Source organism: uncultured Lactobacillus sp. (assembly GCF_946477725.1).
Lineage (GTDB): Bacteria > Bacillota > Bacilli > Lactobacillales > Lactobacillaceae > Lactobacillus.
Window position 1 is genome coordinate 246,337 of record NZ_CAMKZC010000001.1, and the last position, 25,125, is coordinate 271,461.

21 protein-coding genes are annotated in these 25,125 nt (G+C 37.6%); 19 read left to right on the top strand and 2 right to left on the bottom strand.

The window, feature by feature from the left end; all coding sequences use genetic code 11:
* The first annotated feature begins 1 nt into the window (after position 1).
* The 16 genes from Q0R51_RS01200 to Q0R51_RS01275 all read left to right on the top strand — a co-directional run bounded on the left by Q0R51_RS01200 (position 2) and on the right by Q0R51_RS01275 (position 19,461).
* Entirely contained in the window at positions 2-637 is a 636-nt protein-coding gene (locus tag Q0R51_RS01200) for a DUF421 domain-containing protein (protein WP_294756113.1), read from the top strand.
* A gap of 13 nt (positions 638-650) precedes the next feature.
* On the top strand, positions 651-1,472 hold the full coding sequence (locus Q0R51_RS01205; protein ID WP_294756114.1) for a Sir2 family NAD-dependent protein deacetylase: 822 nt from the start codon (positions 651-653) through the stop codon (positions 1,470-1,472).
* 10 nt (positions 1,473-1,482) lie between these two features.
* Entirely contained in the window at positions 1,483-2,436 is a 954-nt protein-coding gene (locus tag Q0R51_RS01210; RefSeq protein WP_294756115.1) for an exonuclease domain-containing protein, read from the top strand.
* 105 nt (positions 2,437-2,541) lie between these two features.
* Positions 2,542-3,414 (top strand): DNA/RNA non-specific endonuclease, encoded by an 873-nt coding sequence (locus tag Q0R51_RS01215; RefSeq protein WP_294756116.1) that lies wholly within the window; start codon positions 2,542-2,544, stop codon positions 3,412-3,414.
* A 332-nt stretch (positions 3,415-3,746) separates the two neighbouring features.
* Positions 3,747-4,832 carry an ABC transporter ATP-binding protein gene (locus tag Q0R51_RS01220; RefSeq protein WP_294756117.1) on the top strand — a complete coding sequence of 362 codons (1,086 nt, stop codon included), beginning with the start codon at positions 3,747-3,749 and terminating at the stop codon, positions 4,830-4,832.
* Positions 4,832-5,698, top strand: coding sequence for a carbohydrate ABC transporter permease (locus Q0R51_RS01225; protein ID WP_046324309.1), 867 nt, complete (start codon positions 4,832-4,834; stop codon positions 5,696-5,698). Before Q0R51_RS01220 ends, Q0R51_RS01225 begins: the two co-directional genes overlap by 1 nt.
* Complete coding sequence (locus Q0R51_RS01230; RefSeq protein ID WP_294756119.1) at positions 5,698-6,522, top strand: carbohydrate ABC transporter permease; 825 nt, start codon at positions 5,698-5,700, stop codon at positions 6,520-6,522. Before Q0R51_RS01225 ends, Q0R51_RS01230 begins: the two co-directional genes overlap by 1 nt.
* Positions 6,506-7,801, top strand: coding sequence for an MBL fold metallo-hydrolase (locus Q0R51_RS01235; protein WP_294756121.1), 1,296 nt, complete (start codon positions 6,506-6,508; stop codon positions 7,799-7,801). Before Q0R51_RS01230 ends, Q0R51_RS01235 begins: the two co-directional genes overlap by 17 nt.
* Positions 7,802-7,851: 50 nt before the next feature.
* Positions 7,852-9,162: an extracellular solute-binding protein gene (locus tag Q0R51_RS01240; RefSeq protein ID WP_294756123.1), complete on the top strand. Its 1,311-nt coding sequence runs from the start codon at positions 7,852-7,854 to the stop codon at positions 9,160-9,162.
* Between the two features lie 266 nt (positions 9,163-9,428).
* Positions 9,429-10,733 carry an extracellular solute-binding protein gene (locus tag Q0R51_RS01245; protein ID WP_294756124.1) on the top strand — a complete coding sequence of 435 codons (1,305 nt, stop codon included), beginning with the start codon at positions 9,429-9,431 and terminating at the stop codon, positions 10,731-10,733.
* A gap of 136 nt (positions 10,734-10,869) precedes the next feature.
* The gene (locus Q0R51_RS01250; RefSeq protein ID WP_294756125.1) at positions 10,870-11,787 is read left to right on the top strand and encodes a magnesium transporter CorA family protein; all 918 of its coding nucleotides are present in this window, start codon (positions 10,870-10,872) and stop codon (positions 11,785-11,787) included.
* 14 nt (positions 11,788-11,801) lie between these two features.
* On the top strand, positions 11,802-12,725 hold the full coding sequence (locus Q0R51_RS01255) for a serine hydrolase (RefSeq protein ID WP_294756126.1): 924 nt from the start codon (positions 11,802-11,804) through the stop codon (positions 12,723-12,725).
* A 161-nt stretch (positions 12,726-12,886) separates the two neighbouring features.
* Positions 12,887-13,474 carry a TetR/AcrR family transcriptional regulator gene (locus Q0R51_RS01260; protein WP_294756127.1) on the top strand — a complete coding sequence of 196 codons (588 nt, stop codon included), beginning with the start codon at positions 12,887-12,889 and terminating at the stop codon, positions 13,472-13,474.
* Entirely contained in the window at positions 13,467-16,499 is a 3,033-nt protein-coding gene (locus Q0R51_RS01265) for an MMPL family transporter (protein WP_294756130.1), read from the top strand. The genes Q0R51_RS01260 and Q0R51_RS01265 overlap by 8 nt, the downstream gene beginning before the upstream one ends.
* Before the next feature lie 293 nt (positions 16,500-16,792).
* The gene (locus Q0R51_RS01270) at positions 16,793-18,352 is read left to right on the top strand and encodes an ATP-binding cassette domain-containing protein (RefSeq protein ID WP_294756131.1); all 1,560 of its coding nucleotides are present in this window, start codon (positions 16,793-16,795) and stop codon (positions 18,350-18,352) included.
* Between the two features lie 98 nt (positions 18,353-18,450).
* On the top strand, positions 18,451-19,461 hold the full coding sequence (locus Q0R51_RS01275; protein ID WP_294756132.1) for a zinc ribbon domain-containing protein: 1,011 nt from the start codon (positions 18,451-18,453) through the stop codon (positions 19,459-19,461).
* A gap of 83 nt (positions 19,462-19,544) precedes the next feature.
* Here Q0R51_RS01275 and Q0R51_RS01280 read toward each other — a convergent pair whose 3' ends face one another.
* On the bottom strand, positions 19,545-20,921 hold the full coding sequence (locus Q0R51_RS01280; RefSeq protein WP_294756133.1) for an NAD-dependent succinate-semialdehyde dehydrogenase: 1,377 nt from the start codon (positions 20,919-20,921) through the stop codon (positions 19,545-19,547).
* 119 nt (positions 20,922-21,040) lie between these two features.
* Positions 21,041-21,820 (bottom strand): alpha/beta hydrolase, encoded by a 780-nt coding sequence (locus Q0R51_RS01285; RefSeq protein ID WP_294756134.1) that lies wholly within the window; start codon positions 21,818-21,820, stop codon positions 21,041-21,043.
* A 195-nt stretch (positions 21,821-22,015) separates the two neighbouring features.
* Between Q0R51_RS01285 and Q0R51_RS01290 the strand changes: the two genes are divergently transcribed.
* The 3 genes from Q0R51_RS01290 to serS all read left to right on the top strand — a co-directional run bounded on the left by Q0R51_RS01290 (position 22,016) and on the right by serS (position 24,793).
* Positions 22,016-22,621 (top strand): TVP38/TMEM64 family protein, encoded by a 606-nt coding sequence (locus tag Q0R51_RS01290; protein WP_110445626.1) that lies wholly within the window; start codon positions 22,016-22,018, stop codon positions 22,619-22,621.
* Positions 22,621-23,163: a GNAT family N-acetyltransferase gene (locus Q0R51_RS01295; protein WP_294756135.1), complete on the top strand. Its 543-nt coding sequence runs from the start codon at positions 22,621-22,623 to the stop codon at positions 23,161-23,163. The genes Q0R51_RS01290 and Q0R51_RS01295 overlap by 1 nt, the downstream gene beginning before the upstream one ends.
* A gap of 322 nt (positions 23,164-23,485) precedes the next feature.
* Positions 23,486-24,793, top strand: a complete 1,308-nt coding sequence (gene serS / locus Q0R51_RS01300; protein ID WP_294756136.1) for a serine--tRNA ligase — start codon at positions 23,486-23,488, stop codon at positions 24,791-24,793.
* The last annotated feature ends 332 nt before the right edge of the window (positions 24,794-25,125 follow it).

Here is a 25,125-nt window from a genome sequence, read left to right on the forward strand (position 1 = left end):
AATGAATTATACGCAGCTTTTTATTAAATTCGTATTAGGTGTGTTAACTTTAATTTTTCAAATAAATGTGTTTGGCAAAAGCAACATCGCTCCCACGACTGCTTTGGATCAACTGCAAAACTATGTTCTAGGTGGTATTATCGGCGGCGTTATTTACAATGCCAACATTTCCGTCTTGCAATTTCTGCTCGTTTTGATCGTTTGGACTCTGGTTGTCTTTATCTTGAAATTTGCGCGGGAGCACAGCAACTTTATTCGCGGCCTGATTGATGGCAAACCAATTCAAATAGTTAAAAACGGTCAGGTTTTACCACGTAATTGCTTGTCTGCCGGGCTGTCAGCTAATGAATTAATGTTCAAGTTACGCAGTCAAGGCATTTATTCTGTTGATCAGGTGAAAAACTGTATCTTTGAAAAGAACGGTCAACTAACGGTTATTAAAAAAGATGAGAAAAATGTCCGTTTTCCTTTAATTAATGATGGTCAAATTAACCAAGATGTGCTTGAATCTATTAATAAGGATGAAAATTGGTTAAAAGAGCAGCTCAAACAAGCCGGCTATAATGACCCTAGTGATGTTTTCTTAGGAGAATTTGAGGATGGCCAGGTTTCGTTTACTGGCTATAGTCAAAAATAGGAAAGAGAATTAAATGGAAAATTTGAATAAGGCAAAGCAGTTAGTCCAAGAGGCGGAGGCTGTGGTTGTAGTTGCTGGTAATGGTTTGGCAAAAGTTGAGGGACTTGATCTTTTAGGTCAAGCAGATTTTGAACGTGATTTTCCCAGCATTGTCCAAAAATACGATGTTCATTCAGTCGGATATGCACTGGATCAACATATTCCTTCATGGTCTGAAAAATGGCAACTGTGGTCAAGCCTTATTCAAAAATACTCCTTTGATTACCGCCCAAGTAGTACATTAAAAAATCTGTTGCAACTAATTAGTCATAGACAGTATTTTGTTGCTACCTCAGCATTTGGTCACTTTTTCGAAACTGCCGGCTTTGACGAAAACCGCATTTTTAATGTATTTGGCGATTGGACTAAAGCACAATGTGCGAGTGGGATCAATCATGGCCTTGCAAGCATTCAGACTGTCGCTGAAAAAATTATAACGGCCAAGCCAGGTACTGATCTTGCAAAATTAGTACCAAAATGTGAGCTATGTGGTCAGCCATTGGAAATTCATCTGCCGCTTAATGACCATTTTTATCCCGACACTGTTGCCAATTCCCGTTTTCGCTGGTTTTTAACAGGCAATGAAGAGAAAAAGACTGTCTTTTTGGAACTGGGAGTTGATGAAACCAGTCCGCAACTGCGCGAACCAATTGAACATCTGGTTGCAGAATACCCGCAATGGTCTTATGTCGCTGCAGATTATCCGCAGGAGACATTGTTACCGGAAATTCAGGAGCGCAGTGCCGGTACAAATGCAGATACAGTTAGTTTAATTAATCATCTTGTAACGGAGTAACTGATTCTCAATGAGTATTTATGTAAAAAATGGCGTGCTCCATGTTTCTGGCGTTCAGAATAAAATACGGGGCAAAGGTCAGGAATGGCCTGACTTTATTTCCGACTACACTATGCTGGATATTGAAACCACAGGCTTAAATCCCTACCGTGATCATGTAACTGAACTTGGCGCAGTTAAAGTCCGTAATAACAAAGTAGTGGCTGAGTTTAGCCAATTGGTTGTTTATCCGCGGTCGAACCGGGTACCCAGTTTTATCACCAAGTTAAATGGCATTACTGAAGAGCTGCTTCTTAAAGAGGGAATACCGGTAAAAGAAGCAATGACTGCTTTTCGCTCATTTATTGGCACGGATACTATCATTGGCTATAACGTCAATTTTGACTTAAATTTCTTGTATGATTTGGCCAAAAAGTTTCATTTACCAGAATTAAATAACGACTATGTCGATGTGTTGCGTCTGGCTCGAGTTTACTACCCCATGCAACATAATCGACTACTTGACTGCATTCAGCGAGCTGGTATTGCACAAATTGAACAGCACCACGGCTTAGATGATTCCCTTGATACTAAAAAGGTTTATGATGATTTTCGTCAGCATTTTACACCTGCGCTTTTGCAAGAAGCACAAGGCAAGCTCAAAAACCTGGATTTACTGCATGCGGAACTGGAAGCCTGGGAATTGGGCTTTCATAATCCGGTAAATAACAAAAAAATTGCCTTCGCTCCTGAAGTAGAGATGAATAGCGTAGAAGCCGCGCAAATGGTAAATAATATGAACGGAATAGCCCAAACTGGTGTTAAGCCTGATACAGATTATTTAATTATGAGCGATGACGGCTTTTTTAGTAAAAGTAATCCGGAAACTCTGAAGGCCAAAGAATATAACCATGCTGGCAGCAAGATTAAGCGGCTGTCTGAAAGTTATTTTTTAAATATGCTTGATGAATGGGCCCGAAGTTAGAATTTAAGCAAGGAAATGGTTCAACCATGCTTTTTTATTGTTCCCTATTGCAAACAACAGTTCGATTAGCTATACTTAATTATTATTAACTAAGGAGCAATGTGAATGGCACGCAGGAGGAGCAGACGAAATACCAAGACAGCTAACGCGGATTTTTGGGCAATTGTCATTATTATCTTGTTTTTATTCTGGTTTGTTTCAACTAGAGGTGGATCAGATCCGAGTGGCCAGCAAACTAGGGATAGAATAACTCGCAATGACCAGCAAAAGGATAACAAAATAGAAAAGGCCAGGCCCGCTGCAAAAGTTTATGGTGGCTTATCACATGAGGACTATCAAAAATTGGCTGATTTAGATTTTAAAAGCGGCAGTTCTTCTTATATTACTGTTAATAATGACCATTCAACCTTAATTAAAAATGCCTGGCGTGTTAACCGGGTAATATATTCTGACTTGGACAGCTTAAACCGTACTTCCCACTCCAATACGGCTTTTTTGCAAAAGCGTAATGTGGCCAATGACAGTTTAAGAGAGCGGCAGTTTATCGAGCCTACGGGTTGGCATTATAACAGGCGTAATGGTACCCAAATTTATAATCGCGGCCACCTCATAGCTTATTCTGTTTCGGCAGGTATTGATCTTGATGGCAATTTTAACCCGCGTAATCTTTCTGGTGACCAAAATAACCCTAAAAATCTGTTCACTCAGTCTGCTTTTTCAAATCAGAGGATTCAGACGATGTTTGAAAGCCGTATTCGTGTGGCGCTAAGGCAGAATAAAAAAGTAATTTACCAGGCCACGCCCATCTTTCGCGGCAATGAATTAATGGCACGGGGTATTAATTTACAGGCTGTGTCAACTGATGGCACACTGGATTTTAACGTTTATTTATTTAACGTCCAGCCAGGTTATTCCTTTAACTATAATAATGGTCGGGCTAAAGTCAATCATGAAATTTATGTGAAAGAAAACTATTAATTTAGCTTTCAAGGCAAAATTTCCCCACTAAAAATAGCCAAATGTTCGGATAAATTAATAATTAATATATACAGAGATTAACTAAAGCGGCAGCAAGATTTACTGCCGCTTATTCTGTCTTGAGCAAAGTTATTAAAAGAGAACAATAAAAGCTATTTGTTAATAATAATTAGTAATTTGTGCAATAATTACGAATATTTAGCTCTTATGCGGTGGTATGATAAGAAAATTACGAATTTTAATCAAGCAAATTAGGTTGTGTTCTCAAGCTTTTTATCTTAAAATTAGGAGAGTAGTAAAAGAAAAAATGAAGATGATAGTGGTGCGAGTTAATGGATAACAATAAATTTGTTGAAGTGAAAAACCTGCGGAAAGTTTATGACAACGGTCATGAAGCGATTAAAAATGTTAGTTTTTCTGTTAAAAAGGGCGATTTGGTGTGTCTGTTAGGACCATCTGGGTGTGGTAAAACAACTATTTTAAATATCTTGGCCGGTTTACTAAATCCCACAGAGGGAGATATTTTATTTAACGGTAAGTCGGTTGTCAAAGTAGCACCTAAGGACCGCCATATTGGCTATGTTTTTCAAAACTATGCATTATATCCTCATATGACTGTTTTACAAAACGTCATGTTTCCGCTAATTGTAGGAGCTAATAAAAAGCCTAAGGCGGAAGCCAAAAAGATTGCTACCAAATATATGGAGTTAACCCAAATTACTGAATTAGCTGATCAAAAACCGGGTAATTTATCTGGTGGTCAGCAGCAGCGTGTGGCAATTGCACGTGCTTTGGTACAAGAACCTCAAATTTTACTGATGGACGAACCACTGAGCAATTTGGATGCCAGATTGCGCCTTAAAATTCGCGAAGAAATTCGTTCTTTAGTTAAGTCTGTTGGTATTACTACCTTATTTGTTACCCATGATCAGGAAGAAGCATTATCTATCGGAGATAAAATCATTCTCTTTAATGACGGTGTTATTCAACAAGATGATTTAGGGCAAAACTTTTACTTGGAGCCTAATAATTATTTTGTAGCCAATTTTGTTGGCAATCCTGTGATTGATAACTTTAAAATAACTAAAACTGCAAATGAAATAAAGTCAAGCCAATTTACGATTAATCTTGCTGATCTGGAACAGTCCCGCTTTAAACGCGAAATTCCAGACGGTGAGTATATCTTGTCTGTGCGACCCGAAAATATTGTGCCCGACCCTGATGGTCTATTTGAGACCAAGGTCGACGATATTGAATTAATTGGACGTGAACGTATTTTGAAATTTACATTTGATAATCAGCAAGTCCGTTCACTAATTAATCTGGAGACTCCAATTAAGAGGGGCGATCAAATTAAACTCAAAATGCGGTTTAATAGGATATTTCTATTTACGCCTGAAGGAGAGCGAGTTTACTAATGAAGACTAATCAAAAGAAGGCTTGGCTTTTTTTAGCACCAACTATTATCTTTGTCACGTTATTTAGTATTTATCCCATTTTGCGCGCTTTTGGGATGAGCTTTCAGAGTGGTTCGCTAATTGACCTGCGCTGGAATGGCTTTAGCAACTATCAATATATTTTTAAAGACCCGGAGTTCTGGTTAGCGATTAAAAATACTGTGCTCTATGCCATTATTTCTGTACCAGTTGGTCTAGCTATTTCGATCATGCTGGCGTGGATTATTTTTGACAAAGTAAAACATAAATCATTCTTTGAAACTACGTTTTTTATGCCTTATGTCACCTCGACTATTGCCATTGGGATAGTTTTTCGCTATATCTTTAACGGTGATTACGGTATGTTGAACTTCGTGCTCAGATGTCTGCATTTACCAGCTCCAGACTGGATTGATGATCCGGCAATGTCGTTAACGACCATCATTATCTTTGGTATTTGGTCATCTTTAGCTTTTAATATCGTCATATTAATGGGAGCGTTGCGTAATATTGATCCTAATTTTTACACCATAGCGGATATGTTTGGCGCCAGTGGTCGTGACAAATTTTGGCGGATTACCATGCCCGAGCTTGTTCCAACAATAGCTTTTTTGTTAACAATGAATGTTATTGGAGCCTTTAAGATTTATACTTCTGTCTATGCCCTCTTTAACGGTCAGGCCGGAGTAGGTAATTCGGGAACGACTGCAGTGTTCTATATTTACAATAAGTTCCAAATTGTCGGTACTCCTGGTGTTGCGATGGCGGCAACAGTAATCTTATTCCTGATAATTCTGTTTGCGACATTCCTGCAACGCAAGATGATGAAGAAGATAGGAGAATATTAATGAAACGAATTCGTATTGGGGTTTTATTCAGTTACATTATTTTATTTATCTTTGCCATCATTACCGTTTTTCCTTTTATTTATATGATTTTGGGTGGCTTAATGAGTTTTCAGGAAACCACTTCGATTCCGCCAACTTTAATTCCACACCATTTTGAATGGTCCAACTACGTCAAAGTTTTTGCACGTGCCCCATTTGGGCGCTACTTTTTCAACACGGTTTTAACAGCCAGCGTGACCACGATTGTTAGTTTGTTTAACTCTTTACTGGGAGCTTTTGCCATGGTCAATCTGCGCTTTAAAGGTAAAGGTTTAATTCAACTGGTGCTATTGTCTTTATTGATGGTACCAGGTGAAGCAATTATTTTTACTAACTACAACACAATTGCTCATATGGGTTTACTCAACACTTATGTAGGATTGGTTTTGCCATTCTTGACTTCCATTTTCTACATGTATTACTTGCAGAGCTACTTTGGTTCAATTTCGGATACGATTTATAAAGCAGCCATGATTGACGGTGCCAGCGACTGGGACTACATTTGGAAAATTTTAGTCCCGATGTCAAAGGGCGGTTTGTTTACCGTCGGCTTACTTAGCTTTATTTCTGGCTGGAATTCATTTCTCTGGCCATTGCTGGTTACCAATGAAGATACGATGCGCCTTCTAAATAATGGTTTGTCAGCCTTTGCTTCTGACGCCGGCAGTGAAACGCAATTGCAATTAGCTGCTGCAACTTTAACTGTTTTACCAATTTTAATCTTGTACTTAATCTTTAGAAAGCAAATCATCAAGGGGGTAGTGCGCAATGACCTTAAAGGCTAAAACCACCATCACTTTTTACAACGGTTTAAATACCATTGGCGGACCAATGATTGAAGTAGCTTATAACAAGTCTCATGTCCTGTTTGACTTGGGTGAAGTCTACAGACCGGAATTGAATCTACCTGATGAAAAATACCAGACTTTAGTTGATAACCAGTTAATTGGGGCTGTGCCTAATTTTTATGATCCTGAGCTAACTGGTAAGCCGCTTGATCATGAACGTTGGGAACACGCGGCTGCTTATATTTCGCACCTTCATCTGGATCACAGCAAGGCCATGAATTTTTTGGCACCAGAAATACCTTTATATGCTGGACCGCTGACCGCTAAGATGCTGCCGGCTTTAGACGAAAACGGGGACTTTCTGCTCCCAGCTGCTGGTCATGAGCCGAGCTACACGCGGCCAATTATTGCAGCACAATTTCAAAAGCCAATAGTAGTAGGTGATATTACGATGACTGTTTGGCCCAGTGACCATGATGCTTATGGTGCCACTGGCCTTATTGTTAAGACACCGGATATAGCAATTGCTTATACCGGTGACATCCGCTTGCATGGTTATCATCCTGACTGGGTCAAAGAATTCTTGACAGCTGCAAAGAACTGCGATGTTTTGATTACTGAGGCAACCGGCTTTTCCTGGCCGGAAGAAAAGCACGATGAAAATAGTGAAGAATTCACTGGTCCTAAAAATGAGGATGAGTTAACCGCAAAATTTGTTCAGTTGCAAAAAGATAATCCTAACCGGCAAATTACTTTCAATACTTATCCGACCAATGTAGAGCGATTATTACGCATTATCTCTGATTCACCGCGCCGAGTAATTTTACATGCCGCAAGAGCTCATTTGCTCAAGGAAAGCATTAATCAGGATTTGCCGTATTACTACTTGCCAGGGGAGCAAAAATTCGCTGATCTGAAACCAGAATTGGCTGTTCAGTATGAAGATCTGCTAAATGATGATCACGAATTCCTCTGGCAGGCAGTTGCTGATTTTGAACATTTGCAAAAAGGAGGCTTGTATATTCATTCAAATGCTGAGCCATTAGGAGATTTTGATCCAGCCTATCAGCCATTTTTGCAAAAGTTGGAGAAGCAAAATATTGAAGTTCAAATGTTGCGTTGTTCTGGTCACGCTGACGAAAAAGAACTAAGACAAATTATTGATTGGGTTCAACCACCAACACTGATTCCCGTGCACACATTGCATCCGGAGCTGGTAGAGAACCCTTATGGTAACAGGATTTTACCAAAGCGCAATCAAACAGTTACGCTTTGATTAATCATAAAAATGTTGTTTAGTTTTTATATTTGGGAGGTTTTAACCAAATGAAGTTTAGTAAAAAGTTGGCCGCTGCATTTGCTATTGGCTTAACTCTTGTTGGTACTGCAGCTTGTTCAAATGGCGGAAGAAATTCTAATTCTTCCTCATCTTCAAGTTCAGAAAAAATTGCTAAAGTTAAAAAGACAACTAATATTGTCTTTTGGCATGGTATGCCTGGTGTGCAACAAACTACATTAAAGAAGTTGACACGTGAATTTGAAAGCAAATATCCTAAGATCAAGGTTAAATTGGAAAGTCAAGGTGCTTATAACGACTTACAAGCTAAAATTAATTCAACTTTGCAGTCACCTAATAACTTGCCCACCATTACTCAGGCCTATCCTGACTGGCTCTTTAATGCTGCCAACAAAAACATGCTGGTTGATTTAACGCCATACATTAATAGTAAAGAAGTTGGCTGGGGCAGCAGCAAGGCCTCAGATATTAAATCTACACTTCTTGATGGTGCTAAGATTAATGGTAAACAATATGGTATTCCTTTCAACAAGTCAATTGAAGTTTTGACCTATAACGCTGATTTGCTTAAGAAATATGGTATTAAAAAAGCCCCAGCCACTATGGATGAATTGAAGAAAGATTCACAAATCATCTACAAAAAGAGTAATCATAAAGTCGTTGGTGCTGGTTTTGACTCATTATCAAACTACTATACTTTAGGTATGAAGAATGAAGGCGTTGACTTCTCAAGTAAAATTGACTTTGCTGGCGACACTTCAAAGAAAGTTATTAATTTTTATGCAGATGGCATCAAAGATGGCTACTTCAGAGTTGCTGGTTCAGAGCACTATTTATCCGGACCATTTGCTAACCAAAAGGTAGCAATGTACATTGGTACTTCTGCTGGTGAAGGCTTTGTTAAACAAGGAGTAGGCAATAAGTTTACTTATGATGTTGCTCCTCGTCCTGGTAAATACACCATGTCACAAGGTACTGACATTTACATGTTTAAGCATGCTTCAGCTGACCAAAAATCTGCTGCATTTACCTACATCAAGTTCTTAACTTCAAAAGCTAGTCAACTTACATGGGCTAATGCAACTGGCTATGTTCCAGTTAATCAAGCTGCTGCCGATTCTGCCGAGTACAAGGACTCTAAGAGGCTTAAGCTGCCAGCTAAACTTGAAGATGCAATGGCTAACCTGTACAGTGTGCCAATTATCAAGGATGCCGGTGCAGCTTACGGTAGCTTAAATCCAATTATGCAAAACATTTTAGCTGCTGCACAAAAGAAGCAAAACGTTAATGATGCAATTAAAGCAGGTAAAACAAAATTTGATGCTGCTTGGAAACAATAAAAACTAAATAGCAATTTTTATCATAAAGCTTGTCTTTTTAAGGCAAGCTTTTTTTGTCCGCAATAAAAGCAAGAGAGTAACTACCTGATAAATGTTCGTAATGTAGTGAACTATATAATTAAATAAAGTAAAATATACAAATAAAGCCGAATTTTTTTGGTTAATTTATTGTAATTAATCTATATTTGCTATACAATTAATGGGAATTAATGCTCACAGTATCACTAGTGAGCGCGTAAAAATGTTCTGGAGGAAAAAATAATATTATGAATTTCGGTAAAAAGCTGGCGGCTCTAGCAGTCGCGGGCTTGGCTTTAGTTGGAACTGCTGCTTGTTCGAATAACAGTAATTCGTCGTCATCAAGTTCAAGCAAAATTCCTAAAGTAACTAAGAAAACCACAGTTGTCTTTTGGCACGGGATGCAGGGTGCTCAGGAAAAAACTCTGAAAAGTTTAGCTCAGGACTTTGAGAATAAAAATCCTAAAATTAAGATTAAGCTTGAGCAACAAGGTGATTATGATAATCTGCAATCAAAAATTACTTCAACTTTACAATCACCTAAGAATTTGCCAACGATCACTCAGGCATATCCGGGTTGGCTTGAAAGTGCAGCCAAGAATAAGATGCTGGTAGACCTTAAGCCATACATTAATAATAAAGATGTCGGTTGGGGCAGCGTTGCCGCATCAGGCATTAAACAGGATATGTTGAACAGTGCCCAAATTAAAGGCACCCAATATGGTATTCCGTTTAACAAGTCAATTGAAGTTTTAATTTATAACCCCAAGATGTTTAAGGAGTATGGTATCGCCAAAGTGCCTACAACTATGATTGAGGTTAAAAAGGCAGCGCAAACTATTTACCAAAAGAGTAATCACAAGGTAGTTGGTGCCGGCTTTGATGACTTAGACAACTACTACGTTTTAGGAATGAAAAATCAAGGTGAGAATTTCTCCAGTAAAATTGATTTTACCGGTACTAAATCAAGAAAGTTGCTTAACTACTTTATAAATGGAGAAAAAGCGGGCTACTTCAGAATGCCTGGTTCAGATAAATATCTTTATATTCCATTTACCAACCAAAAATTGGCTATGTTTGTGACCTCTTCTTCAACAGAGACTTGGATTAAACAAGCGGCTAAGAAGGGCTTCACTTATGAAGTTGCAGCTCGTCCAAGTAAATACACCATGTCGCAAGGAACCGATATTTATATGTTCAGCCACGCCAGTGCTATGCAAAAGGCAGCTGCTTTCAAATTTATGAAATACTTGTCTTCTAAAGACGGACAGATTAAATGGGCAAAAGAAACTGGTTATATTCCAGTTAATGAAGCTGCTACTAAGTCTGACGACTATAAGGCAAACAAGGACTTTAAGCTGCCGGCAAAATTAGAGGATATTCTCAACTCCAATTCACTCTACAGCGTTCCTGTAATCAAGGATTCCAGTGCTACATATAGTCAATTGACTCCTATTATGCAATCGATTTTGTCAGCTGCACAAAAGAACCGTAATGTAGAAAAAGCTATTACAACAGGTAAAAACAAATTTGATGCTGCGTGGAAACAATAGTTAAGTGCTAAAATATTAAAAAAACGGGCCGAGGCCTGTTTTTTTATTTGTCGTTTTTCACTTGAATGGTAAGATAATAATGGCATAAGAAAGCTGGTAGTAATATCAACTAAATATAGCGGCCAGGGGTGAAAAAGTGATTAGAGAGCAAAAGTTTCCGGTGGAAACCAATTACAAATGGTATGACATCAGTAATTTGAGTGAAGAGGACAGCAACAAGCTACAAGTGGATTTTAATTTCACTCCTGATATGATTACATATATTTCAGACAGACATGAACGGCCGCACTATGACTATGATACACACACGCATATTAATTTGCTTGTTTACGATGTACCTATTTGGCCTACTAAAGCGATTAAGCATTTTACAGCACATCCTGTAACTTTTTTAATATCTGGGCAGAACATCTTTACTTTTCATACGCAATCAACCAGCTATGTCTTTGATGAATTCAATGACACGACAACAAGACGGGAATTATCACTTGCACAAGATGTCACGGAATTATTAATGAAGTTTTTGTTGTATTTATCACAGTATTTTCAACGGGCGGTTACGCAGCTTGATACGGAACGCAACAGTTTGGACCAAAAGCTATCTGGTGATATTAACAATAAAGATTTAGTGGAGTTGTCCAATATTGAAAAAAGTCTGGTGTATTTATCTAGCTCAATTCAGACCAATTTGATGATGTTGCACAGTTTAAAAATGTCTAAACTAGATTTTACTAAGCCCAGTCGTGAACGTCTTGATGATGTCCTGATTGAATCGAATCAGTCAGCAGAAATGGTGAAAATTTCGCAACAGGTTACGCAAACCTTATCAGCAACTTCCAATAATATGATGAACAATAACTTGAATGATACTATGAAGTTCCTAACTGTTTGGTCTTTGGTTCTAACTGTGCCCACTATCTTAACTGGTTTTTACGGTATGAATGTCAGTCTGCCAGTTGGTCATAGTTCATCTGACTGGATTGCAATCACCGTGATCACAATTTTTCTGATGGTCTGGCTAATTGTATTAATGAAACGACATCATTTCTTTTAAACTGAGGCATTTATATGAAAAACAAAGTTTTGTTAGGCTCATTAATTTCGGCTTTAATTGCTTTTATGTTATATTCTGCTAACCTCAAAAGAGTGGAGAATAGCAGCTTAAAAATTGTGGGCGAAAAGCAAGAACAAGTTGTGAGAAATAAAAAAGGGCAAAAGTCAGTTCGTGAACCCAAAGTTGCTAACGTTGAATATCCTAATCATATTAAAATTGCTTCTGGTAGTGAGAAAAAATGGGCAGAAAGTATTGCCCAGGTAATGGGAAAAGAACAGAGTTATCAGGTTTGCGTTCAAGATCTAACTAATAACAAGTTTGCCCGCGTTTCTAATACTACTCAACATCATGGGGTAAATTCTATTAGCCGTTTATTTTTGCTGATTGCAATGACTTATCAAGAACAACACGGCAAGTCTATTGCCAATAAAGCCATCAAAATAAAAAAAGCTGATCGCGTTAAAGGAGAGAAACTCTTGCAAAAGGGAATTGCTTACAATGCGACTTATTTAAAGCAATTAATGATGCAAGGCGACCAAACAGCCGCTAATGCCCTTCTTCGTACTGTTAACTCCAAAAAGGTAAATGCAGTTATTAAGAAAACAGGTATTAAGGATACAGTAATAAAAAATAAATATTCTAAGTCACCGGCTGCTTTAACTACTGCCAATGATTTAAATAAAGTCATGGTGAGTCTTTATCATGATCAAATTTTAAGCAGACAATATTCCAATCAGGTTTTGGGGACGCTAAACGCTGCTAAAATTAAGCCCAAGATTGTCCGTGATCATAAAGGTCTGATATATGCCATCGGTGACAGTAAAGCAAACGTAGCGCTGGTCCAATCTAATGGCAATGCCTACTGCGTCAGTGTGTGGAGTAGTAATGACCATAATTTTGTTAAATTAGGTAAAGTAGTTAATAACTTTTTTAAATAACAATATTGCCGCGAGCTTTACTAAATCTTTAACTTTTAAGTCCCGTTAACTAAAGGTTTGGGGGCTTTTTTAATAATATAAAATAATTTACAGCTTGTAGATTGTATTCTTCACATTGTAGTGCTATATTATTCACTATGCTGTCAAAAGGAGGGGTGAAATTGGTTAAAAAAAGAAGCCTTGATTTGGATAAGGTAATTGCGAAGGCGACGGAGCTGATTGGACGAAAGGGACTTTCCGCGACCACTCTGCCGAACCTAGCTAAGGAGTTAGGCGTTCGTTCGCAGTCACTCTATCACTATGTTTCAGGCCGAAAGCAATTGTTGTCGCTTGTAGGTGCAAGCAGAATTAAAATTTTAGGTAAAAAATTAGTTGATAATTTGATTGGAATTTCAGGTGAAGAGGCTTTACTTAAATTTGCTGATATTGTCCGCGACTTTATTCTGGACGATCCCGCATTAATTAGTATTCTTTATCATTTGAACGAATACAAGAAAGACGATGCTATTACTCAAGAAATTTTAAAGATAATAGCTTTGGCTGACAAACTAAATTTAAGAAGTGACAGCACGGTTTCGCTCCATTCCTTAATTGGGGCAGTATTAGGATACGTTTTCTTAGATGTATCAGATTCTTTTACAGAAGAAACTAGTGAAGAGGCTGACCAGGGTTATCATGAATTAATTATTCAATTGGTTCAGCCCAATAAATTATTGCAAAAAAATAGAAAGGAAAATCAGAGTGCATAAACTAGTAAAAAATCATATTTTTTCGTTAATTGCATGGATTTTAATTTTAATCATTTCTGTTGTGGCTTTGCCGGACGTTACAGGGTTAACCCGTGAGCACTCAAATATTTCCTTACCATCAGATGTTCAAAGTGAAGTTGCAAAGTCAATTCAAAATGACTGGGGTCCTAAACAAAAGGATACCTATCAAATTGCCGTAGTCTTTAATAAGCAAAAAGGCAAATTGACTGCTGATGATAAAGATGCTATTAACGAAACGGTTAGCCGATTAAAAGATGATAAGGATCAGTATGGTATCAAAATGGTATTGGGTCCAGACGATAATATTGCTACTAAGAAAAAGCTGCAATCAAAGGATAATACTACTTGGATTATGCAGTTAAACGTGGCCAAAAAGCACGGACCGATTAATGATGTTGAATCACAGCTAACTAAAGCAGTTAAAACAGCTGGTATTAGAACTTATGTCACTGGTGCAGATGTTTTACAAAATGCCTTTTCAAATGCAATTCAAGAAGGAATCAAGAAAACTGAAGTAATAACAGTTATCTTTATTTTCATCGTGTTAGTGATTGTCTTCAGGTCACCAATTGTGCCTTTGATCTCATTACTAACAGTCGGCGTTTCCTTTATTACATCATTTGCGATTGTTACTAACTTGGTTAAATACCAGAACTTCCCATTTTCTAACTTTACACAGGTCTTTATGATTATTGTCCTGTTCGGTATTGGAACAGACTATAACATTCTCTTGTATGATAAATTTAAAGAAGATCTGGGTAAGGGAATGGGTCGCTACGAAGCGATGAACAGTGCCTTGAAGGTGGCTGGTAAAACAATTCTTTATTCCGGTTCTTCCATTTTAATTGGTTTCTCAGCGCTAAGCCTGGCTAACTTTTCAATTTACCAATCAGCTGTGGGCGTTGCAGTCGGCGTTGCTGTTTTATTAATAGTACTCCTGACACTCAACCCGTTCTTCATGGCTGTTTTGGGCGAAAAAATGTTCTGGCCGGTAAAGAAATTTACTGGTGAGCATGAAGACAAATTGTGGCATGGCATTTCAAAAGGTACACTTGCCCACCCAATTATTTACTTAATTGTGTTAGCAGTAGTTGTCCTTCCTTTTGGTCTGATGTACACCGGTCATTTGAATTATGATGATACGGATGAGATTGATAACAGTGTGCCGGCTAAAGCGGGGATGCTCGTTGTTGAAGATCACTTTTCAAAAGGAATGGCAGAACCATCAACTCTTTATATTAAGAGTGATCACAAACTTGATAATGAAGCCGACCTACGTCTAATTGATCAATTAACCAGACAGCTTCAGGCATCAGACGATGTAGCATTTGTTACCTCTGTTACTCAGCCTTATGGTGAAAGCATTGATCAACTTTACGTTAAAAATCAGCTGGATACTGTCAATCAAGGAGTTGATCAGGCACGTGCCGGTTTAGGCAAATTAAGCAGTGCAAGTAAGAAACTTACTGCAGGTGCAAGTAAATTAGCTGATGGTACTAGTCAACTGCAAAGTGGTACTGGCAAGTTAGCTGACGGTGCCAGTCAATTACAAAGCGGAACTGGCAGACTGCAAAATGGAGCCAGCCAATTGCAAAATGGTACTGGTCAATTGCAAGGTGGTGCCAGTCGCTTGCAAAACGGTACAGAGCAAATGACTAGTGGCTTAAAACAATTAAATTCTCAGCTTAAAAGTGGTAGTGCCGGTATTGCAAATGCGCAGAAAAATACCAAGGCTGCTTTAGAAAAGAGTTATAAAGCTAATTTAGCAAAGAGTATTGGTAGTATTCCGGGCTTAACCCAGCAGCAGAAGATGGCCGCAATGCAAGCTGCAGGAGCTGCTTTAGAAAAATCTTGGGCAGAAGCTTCTGCTTCAATGCCAGATGTATCTGGTCAAATGGGTCAGCTGCAATCCAGCGTCGGCAGATTAGCCACTGCTTCTGGCCAGTTAAACAATGGGGCTGCTACTTTGAATGGCGGCATTGGTCAGCTTAATTCCAGCGCAGGTCAATTAAGTTCGGGTATTGGTCAAGTTAATTCCAGTACAGGCCAATTGAGTTCTGGTATCGGCCAGCTGAATTCTAGCGTTGGTCAACTGAACTCTGGCGCTGGCAAGTTGGCTTCAAGCACACCTAAGATTACTGATGGTGTGGATCAAGTAAATAACGGACTTGGTCAAGGAGCCGCTTACCTTAATGGCTTAGCAAGTTCTTCAGCGGCAGATACTTTCTATATCCCACAAGAATTTATTAAAAACGATACTTTCCAAACTTCGATTAAGAATTATTTGAGTCCTGACAAGAAGTCAGCCATGCTCATGATTGTCTTCAAATCAAACCCAAGTAGTCTTAAAGCAACTAAGAAGGCGCAGGATCTGAGCTTAATGGCTAAAAAGTCTTTTGCAGGTACTCGTCTTAAAAAAGCTACGGTAGCAATGGGCGGCGAAAGTTCTAACATCGCTGACATTAAGGATATTGCCAACAGAGACTTTATTAGAACTGCTGCCATAATGCTGATTGGTATTGGTATTGCCCTGATTTTTGTAACTCGTTCACTTTTGCAACCCGTTTACATCTTGGGTACGCTTTTAATTGCTTACTTCTGCTCATTGTCAATTACAGAGTGGGTAGTCAAAGCTACTTTAGGCAAAACTATGCTAACCTGGAACACACCGTTCTTCGGTTTTATCATGTTAATTGCCTTGGGTGTTGATTACAGTATCTTCTTAATGACGCGTTATCGTGAACTTGAAGGCGGCAGCCCGAGTCAAAGGATGCTTAAAGCGTGTGGCATAATTGGAACTGTGGTAGTTTCAGCTGCCATTATTTTAGGTGGTACATTTGCCGCGCTAATTCCTTCAGGAATTCCGACTTTGATTGAAGTGGCTTTGGCAGTGATTATTGGTCTGCTAATTTTAGTATTTATTATGCCGATCACTTTGTCAGCTGCAGTCAAGTTGACTTATGAAGGTGTTCATTGGCGCAAGAATAAACGTGCTAAAAATTAAGCAAAATTAATTAAAAGGTTGAAATTCTCAGTTAGAGCGTTTCAGCCTTTTTTATTCCATTTACAAATGTTAATTAGTTATAGTATACTGTTTTTAATTAAATTTTAAGTAGAAGGTAAGGAATACTGGCATGTCAAGACAAGTAAATAATCAATAAGCTCTAGTTGTAGTTTTAAAGCAATAACCACTTCTTTAACTCAACGTAGAGCAATTCACTTTAACAGGAAAAATAATTTAGCAACTTAATATTGCAACTTATTTTATGAATTACGCGTACACATTGAGGTCTTATAGTGGAATTAATTAAAATAGATTATTTACAAATTGGCGTGGCAGGTACTAAACTGCTGACGGTCTCAAATTTGAGCATCAATTCTGGGCAAAAAATTGGTTTGATTGGCAATAATGGTGTTGGTAAAACCACTTTAATACGAATACTTGCTCAAGAAAAATTAACAGATATATTTACCATTAAAGGTGGAATTACTAGAAACTGTAATTTTGCTTATGTCCCGCAATTACTTGATGCCGGTGATAAGAGTGGTGGTCAAAGAGAAAAGTTAGCTCTCAGAGAAGCAATTGCTAAATTAAAAAATATGCCTAAGGGCTTGCTGCTTTTGGATGAACCCACATCCAATTTGGATATTACGCAGCAACAATGGCTAATAAAGTTAATAAACAAAAGCAAAATTGCCTGTTTAATTGTCAGCCATGACCAGAACTTTTTGAATAGTGTCTGTAATTCAATCTGGTATATTCAAAATCAAGAACTGCACAATTACTCAGGAACATATGAAGAGTTTCGCAGTTTTAGGCAAGATGAACAAAAACGAGCAGAAACGATTTATGAGCAAAAGGAAAAGCACCTTGAGCAGTTAAAGAGAAGTTATAATCAGCATTTTAATCAGGTCAGAACTTTTGCTCGTAACAAAAAAGGACTTTCTTCATCTGATTGGCGCTCAAAGTCGCTGGGCAAGCAAAAAACTGCAAATAATGTTATCAGAGCCAGTAAAAGTCTCACTAACCGCATCAATAAGGAAAAAGGAGAACTAAAAAAACCGCAAGTTCATCATGCAATTACCCTGAAAAATGGCAATAATGAGATAACTGACCTATCTATTTCTCCCAAAAGCAAAGCTTTACGAATAGAGCAACAACCGGTTAATGCTTATGGACGAAAGCTCTTTTCCATTGAGCAACAAGTTAACCTCAATTATAGGGCGAAAGTTGTTTTAACTGGACAAAATGGGGTCGGTAAATCTGTTTTTCTGGAAAAAATCAAGAACAAACAACTGGCTGGTTTTTATAATCCTAAAATTAAAATAGGGTATTTTAACCAAAACATTATGACAAGCCAAACTGATGAAAGTTTATTTGCTTCTCTTTTTGCTACCAGTATGTTTGATCATAGTTCAACTATGCAAGTTTTAGGCGATTTGCATTTACGTCAGTATGGCGAGCACAAAATAAGTGCTCTTAGTGGCGGTCAGCTCGTCTGTTTCAACCTAGCTAAAATAATTACTGGACAATATAATTTATTGCTGCTCGATGAACCGACTAATTTTTTAGATATTTTATCGATTAATGCGCTGGCGAAATTTGTTGTTGCCTATCCATTTGCTATGATACTGGTATCACATGATCAGGCATTTATTAGACAACTCAAAGTAAAAAAATGGCAAATCAAAAACGGACGTTTAATAACTTCCGCAGCACAGAAAAAGAAACCTGCAAGTAGCAATAATAATGAATTAGAATTGCTCAAATTTAAATTGGATCGATTAATGCTTGATTCGCAGGCTTCAATTGCTCAGATAAAGCAGGTTAAAGAGCAGATTCAAAAATTACAGTAAAAAAATATTGTATTAAAATAACGATAAAGACCTTTTCCTTATCGCTATTTTTGTTTTATGATTAACTTATTATAATTATTGATTAAAGGAAGTTTCTTATGACTACTTGTCCAAACTGTGGTCGTCCCGTCACTGATGAGGATGTTACCTGTCCTAATTGCCACTTTGATTTACAAAAATATCGTGAAACTTTTTTCACAGACCAACACGAAGAAGCTCATTTTGAAGACGAAAAAACCGCTAAAAAAATTGCCAGTCGTAAAGTCTATCGGCAAGAATTTTATCCGGAAAAACAAAATTCAGTTATTGAGCGCATGCTGCAATGGATTCATGTTAACAGCATGATTGTTTTTCTGCTGGGAATTGCACTTTTAATTATCATGAGTTTTTCCCGTAGTTTTGGCTGGATTTGCTTTTTTGCGTTGCTCGTTTGGCTCTACTTTGTTTGTAGTCGCGCAGAAAAGATTGAGCGCTATACTGTGGATCTGCGGCTAACACAAAAAGTAAATCAACTTGGGTCTAATATGTTTAATAATGTGGCTGAGTCTAAAGAAAAAGTTAAAGCCAAAAGCAGATTGGCCCAGAAGGGTAATAGATATAAGGAGAACATTCAGGTAAACAAGCATTTTACCTTTGTCCAGCTTTTAGTCGTTTTACTAGCAGTTATCAACTTGATAGTTTTATTTACCGGATCGGGTGCATCTGTCTTAGATATGACTTACGGTCAAAAAATGTCAATTACACGTGTCACTTTCGGGCTTGCCGGCAGGCTTTTTTCTTCCAATGCCACATTACTTTCTGGAGTTGCGCTTTGTGTAATTTGGCTAGTCATGGTTCTGATTCCGCTATTTATTATTTACAATACTATGAGGGATACTAAAAAGAACAGGACAATTGCATTTATCCTTTCGCTAATTGAAACTATTTTTCTAATTTACCTTATTTATAGAATGTCTAATAGTACACTGTCAAATCGGGGAATTTTACATAGCATCACCAGTCAACTACTCTTATATGCGGTATCAGTTGGTGCGTCAACCTATTTCTTGATTTTGGCCAGTGTAATGACCACGGGACTAACGGGCTACAATCTGTTACGTCACCGTTAAAAAATGACAACAAAAAAGCTGATGAATTAACGTCTAATATAAACGCTACTCATCAGCTTTTATAATTTATGCTCTTATACTAATTATTTGGTCGGCATAGAAATTACTAAATGCTGGTTGACGAAAGCCATCAAACCTAGGTCACTAAGTTCACGACCATAGCCTGATTTCTTGACACCACCGAATGGTAACTCAGCGGAACTGATCCATGTGCCGTTAATTACTGTCATACCAGTTTCAATTTGTGCAGCTACGTTTTGTGCACGTTTAATGTCGGAACTGATAACAGAAGAACCTAGACCGTAACTGGAATCGTTAGCTAAAGCAATAGCAGCATCTTCATCTTCTACTTCGTAAACGATAGCAACTGGACCAAAAAACTCTTGGTCAAATGCAGGATTGTCACGATCAACATTGGTTAAAATAGTTGGACGGAAGAAAGCACCAGCTGAATCAATTTCAGGATATTGGTAGAACACTTTTGCTCCTGCTGCAATAGCGTCATTTACTTGCTTAGTCAATTTTTCCTTAGCGGCTTGTGAATTCATTGGTGGTAAGGTAGTGGCTGGATCAAGCGGATCTCCTGCTTTTAAGCTAGAAAAGACCTGCTTTAATTCTTGCAATGTTTCTTCATAACGTGACTTAACAACAATAATCCGTTTGGAAGAAGTACATACCTGTCCGTCGTTATAGGTTCTGGCTGAACTAAGAGCCTGCTTCAAAACTTCAGGATCAGCATCGTCAAGAATGATGAAGGCATCGTTACCTCCAAGTTCCATAGTCGATTTCTTCAGATTTTTACCCGCATTTTCTGCAACAGAAGAACCACCACGTTCTGAACCGGTTAGAGCTACTCCTTGAATTCTTGGATCTGCAATCATTTGATCAAGTTGATCATAACTTGGATACATATTAATTAGACTGCCTTCAGGTGCCCCAGCCTGTTTAATAATTTTAGCAATCAAAGCTGCAGAACCGGGAACATTGTGAGCGTGCTTCAGAATAATAGGATTACCAACGATAAAGTTAGGTGCAAATACTCTGATTACTTGATAAAGTGGGAAATTCCACGGCTCACATGCCATTACAACGCCAGTAGCCTGCTTTAGGTAATATGCATCACCTAATTGAGAATCAATTGGTTCAGGTTTTAGCAATTCGGGACCCTTATCAGCAAAATAATCACAAATAGAGGCGCAAAGATCAACTTCACCTTCAGATTCGCCAATCATTTTACCCATTTCACGGGTCATGATTTCAGCCATTTCTTTTTTATGCTCGCGCAAACCATCAGCAATTTTGTGCAATGTTGCTGTTCGGGTTTCGGGCTCTTCATGACGCCATTTTTGATAAAGTGCGTTAGTTAAATTTAGTGCATCTTCTATTTGTTCAGCTGTTGGGTTGTCGTAGCTGGCAAAATTTTCATTAGTGTAAGGATTAATAGATTGATATTTAGCCATAATGTTATCTCCTTAAAAATATTTGTAGGATAAGCTTATCAAAAATATAAAACGTTTTCATCAATTATTATAGCACATACAGAATATTTTACTAATAATTAGTAAGTAAATAATAAAAATTATTTTATTGCTTGCAAAAGATAATTTAATGAATATTCTAAATATTGATTAGCGTAAGACATCGCGTGTTTGGTGCCAGATATTATTTTTAAGTCAACCGCGTGATTATTTTGTGCTAAATAATTAACAAAATCGAGTAAATATGGCGTAGGCGATAGCTCATCGGCAGAATTAATCATTAATAACTGGTGTAAATTAGTGTAATCATAAGATTTAGCATCCATCTTTTTTAATGTTTCTTCATTTTCCGAGCCGGCATAAGCCAACGTAAAATATTTATAAAAAGCATTATTGATATCGTGTAAATCAGATAAGCCCAGTTCTTTGCGACCATCAACTGCAGCGGTGACATCTTGATGGTCTTTCATCCAGGCTGAATAACTAACAGGAGCCGACCAAGTAACAGTAGGGAAGCCATATTTACCTGCAATATTAAGTGCCATTGTGCCGCCACTGCTGGCGCCAATTTGGGTAATGTGGGGCTTTTTATTATTTACAAAGTCAGTTTTTAACAGCCATTCAACAAAGTTAATGCTGTCTTGGTGCGCAAGCGGAAAAAGATGTTGCGGTGCAAGGGAATAATTAGGTGCAAAAACTGTAAAGCCTCGGTCAGCCATTTTACTGCATAAGTCGTTGAAGCTGCTTTTGTCTCCCCGAAACCAGCCTCCTCCATGCCAAAACAACAAGATATCATTCGAATTACTGTTATCTGGTTGGTAAATATCTGTTTGCAATTTTCTTTGTTTATCATAAGTAACGTCAGTGCTAATTTGGGTCATTAAGTTTTCCTCCAAAAATTATATTATTAATACCTATTATACTTTAACTGAAAGCTGAACTTGCTTTAAAACCAGCTTCCTTTTATTTTTAGAAGCGAAATATTTAAATTATTTAAATATTAGTATTTAATGAATTAAAAACTAATCACGCTGCATATTTTTTGGTAAAATGAGGCTTAACATTGGAGGTAAGTTATGCATCTGTCTGCTAAAGCTAGTCGAAGATTAATCAATATTCTGACCGTTGTCAGTGGGATTATCATTATCCTTTTGTGTATTTATTGGTACAAAATAGGAATATTTACTAGTCAAGCTAAAATGAAAGCATATTTGGCTAATAAGAGAATAATTGGACCAATTATTTTTGTTTTGATTCAAATAATTCAGGTTGTTATTCCTATTATTCCTGGTGGGGTCTCACTTCTGGGAGGAGTTATCTTCTTTGGACCAGTAGCCGGATTTATTTATAACTACGTGGGAATCTGTGTTGGTTCGATTATTAACTTCTTTTTAGCGCGCTTTTATGGCAGACCGTTTATTCTCCATATTGTTTCTGAAAAAACTCTTGATAAATATATGAAGTGGACTAAAAATCAGCGTAAATTTAACTGGTTTTTTGCGATCTGTATTGTTGCACCAATGGCGCCAGATGATGTTCTCTGTCTTTTAGCTGGTTTAACCGATATGAAGTTCTGGACTTATTTTTGGATAATTATTTTAGGTAAGCCTTGGACTATTCTTGCTTATAGCTTCGCACTTGATTTCGGCATGGACTGGTTGCTCAAACTGGTTGGTCACTAATGGTCAGTCGCGTTTATTTACGGCCATTTAATCTAGCCGATGCACCAACTTTACTTAAATGGGGCCAAGATGAATATTATCAGCGTCTAGCCGGCTTTGGTCATTATCAAAATTTAGCAGAAGCTGAAGTTGCTGCAGGACAGTATGCTGCTAGAAAATATAGCTATGGCATTTGTTTGAGCAATTCGCAGCAGTTAATCGGCTTAGTTGAACTATATAATAGGGGAACTAACGAAGAAGAACTGCTGCATACTAAAGAAGTTGGCTTTTTGCTTGATAAAGATTTTTCCGGTCACGGGTATATGACGGAATCTTTAAAAATACTTTTTGACTATGCATTCAAAAAGCTTGATCAGTCGGAAATTTGGGCTGGGACTTATCAAAATAATACCCGTTCACAAAATTTACTTGCTCGTTTAGGCTTTAAGCTGGTTTATTCGGTTGATCTGAGTAAAGTAAGTAGTCTTTTTAAATATCAAGAGGATTTTTTCTTGTTGAAAAAATCAGGTTGGCTTGATCTTGAGCAAAAACTTAAATTTTGAAAGAAACCTTTTTACTAAAAAATTGTAAAAAACATTAAAACTTATTTGCTAAAAAATGCATAATAGCTTAAAATAATATCCAAACACGGAATCCTAAGACTGATTAAGAGAGTTCGCATAGTGGTGCAAGCGAATAAAAGTCGTTTCCAGATTCCATTTATGTGGGTAATTAATAGTTACACGGCACGCGGCATCGTTATCGCCGACTCTTAATGAAGTGCAGCTTAATTTAGCTGAAACTGGGTGGTACCGCGAAGCCATGTATGAGCCAATTCGTCCCAATTTGATGGGATGAGTTGGCTTTTTTTGTGGAGGTAAAAAGATGCTGGATATTAAGGTGATTCGCGAGAATCTTGCTTGGGCCAAGGATAAACTTGGTAGACGTGGCGTTAAGCCGGAAGAATTGGATCAATTAGTCAAAATTGACGCTGACCGGCGTGAAGAGTTGAACCGCAGCGAGCAGTTAAAAGCGGAACGTAATACTGTTTCAAAAGAAATTGCTGCAATAAAAAGGAATAAAGAAGATACTTCTGCTGCAGTTCAAAAAATGCGTGAAGTTGGACAGGAAATTAAGGAACTTGATGATAAGGTTGCCAAATTAACTGAAAAGCAAAATTATATTTTGTTGCGGCTGCCTAACTTTCCCGATGATTCTGACCCAATCGGACCCGATGAAAGTTATAATGAAGAAGTTCGTAAATGGCATGAGCCAACTAAATTAGACTTTAAGCCTAAAGCACACTGGGATATTGGTACAGATTTAGATATCTTGGACTGGGACAGAGGTGCTAAAGTTTCAGGTGCCCGCTTTGTCTATTATAAGGGTGCCGGTGCTTTACTTGAACGAGCTGTATTTAACTTCTTCCTTGATGAAAACACAAAGGAAGGGTATACCGAAATCATTCCGCCATATCTTGTTAATGATGAATCAATGCAAGGTACAGGACAATTCCCTAAGTTCCGCGAAGATGTTTATACCATCGTTGACAATGATAATCCGGACAAGCCCAGGGATTTAACTTTGATTCCAACTGCTGAAGTACCTCTTGTTAATTACTTCCGCGATGAAATTATTCATGGTGATAAGTTACCGATCAATGTTACTGCATTATCTCCAGCATTTAGAAGTGAAGCTGGTTCAGCTGGACGTGATACTCGTGGCTTAATTAGAATGCACGAGTTTAGAAAAGTCGAAATGGTTAAGATTTGTAAGCAGGAAGATTCATGGGATGAATTAGAAAAACTGACTCATAACGCTGAACATTTACTGCAAAAACTAGATTTGCCATACCATGTAGTTGCTTTATCTACTGGGGATGCCAGTTTTACAAGTGCTAAAACTTATGATCTGGAAGTTTGGATGCCAGCACAAGATAAATATCGTGAAATTTCTAGTTGTTCGAACTGTACTGACTTTCAGGCTCGTCGTGCACAAATTCGTTACCGCGATGAAGATGGCAAATTGCATTTAGCACATACTCTTAACGGCTCAGGTTTGGCTGTTGGCAGAACTGTTGCCGCAATTTTAGAAAACTATCAAAATGAAGATGGCACAGTCACTGTACCAGAAGTTTTGGTTCCTTATATGAACGGAATGACAAAAATTACTAAAGAAGAAACTTTAATTTAGAGAAACAATTATTTTTTGCGTGAGTTTAATAAACTTGCGCTTTTTTTTGTAAAAAATTTTTGCTGTCATATCTATTAAAAATGATTAAATTACGAATAATTAGCAAATTGGTCTAGTTATAAAAACGAAAAATTGCAATATCAGATATTAGACAAAACTAATTTGATTGCGAATTTACTTAAATAACGAACAAAATGATTAATTTGACGAATGAAGATAAAAAGAGTAAGGTATTACTTGTGTTTGAGCGAGTTACAACAAATAACAAGTTCAAAACAAATCAAGCAAAAGCAGTTGACAAAAGACAATTGTTTTAGTAAGATAATAAACGC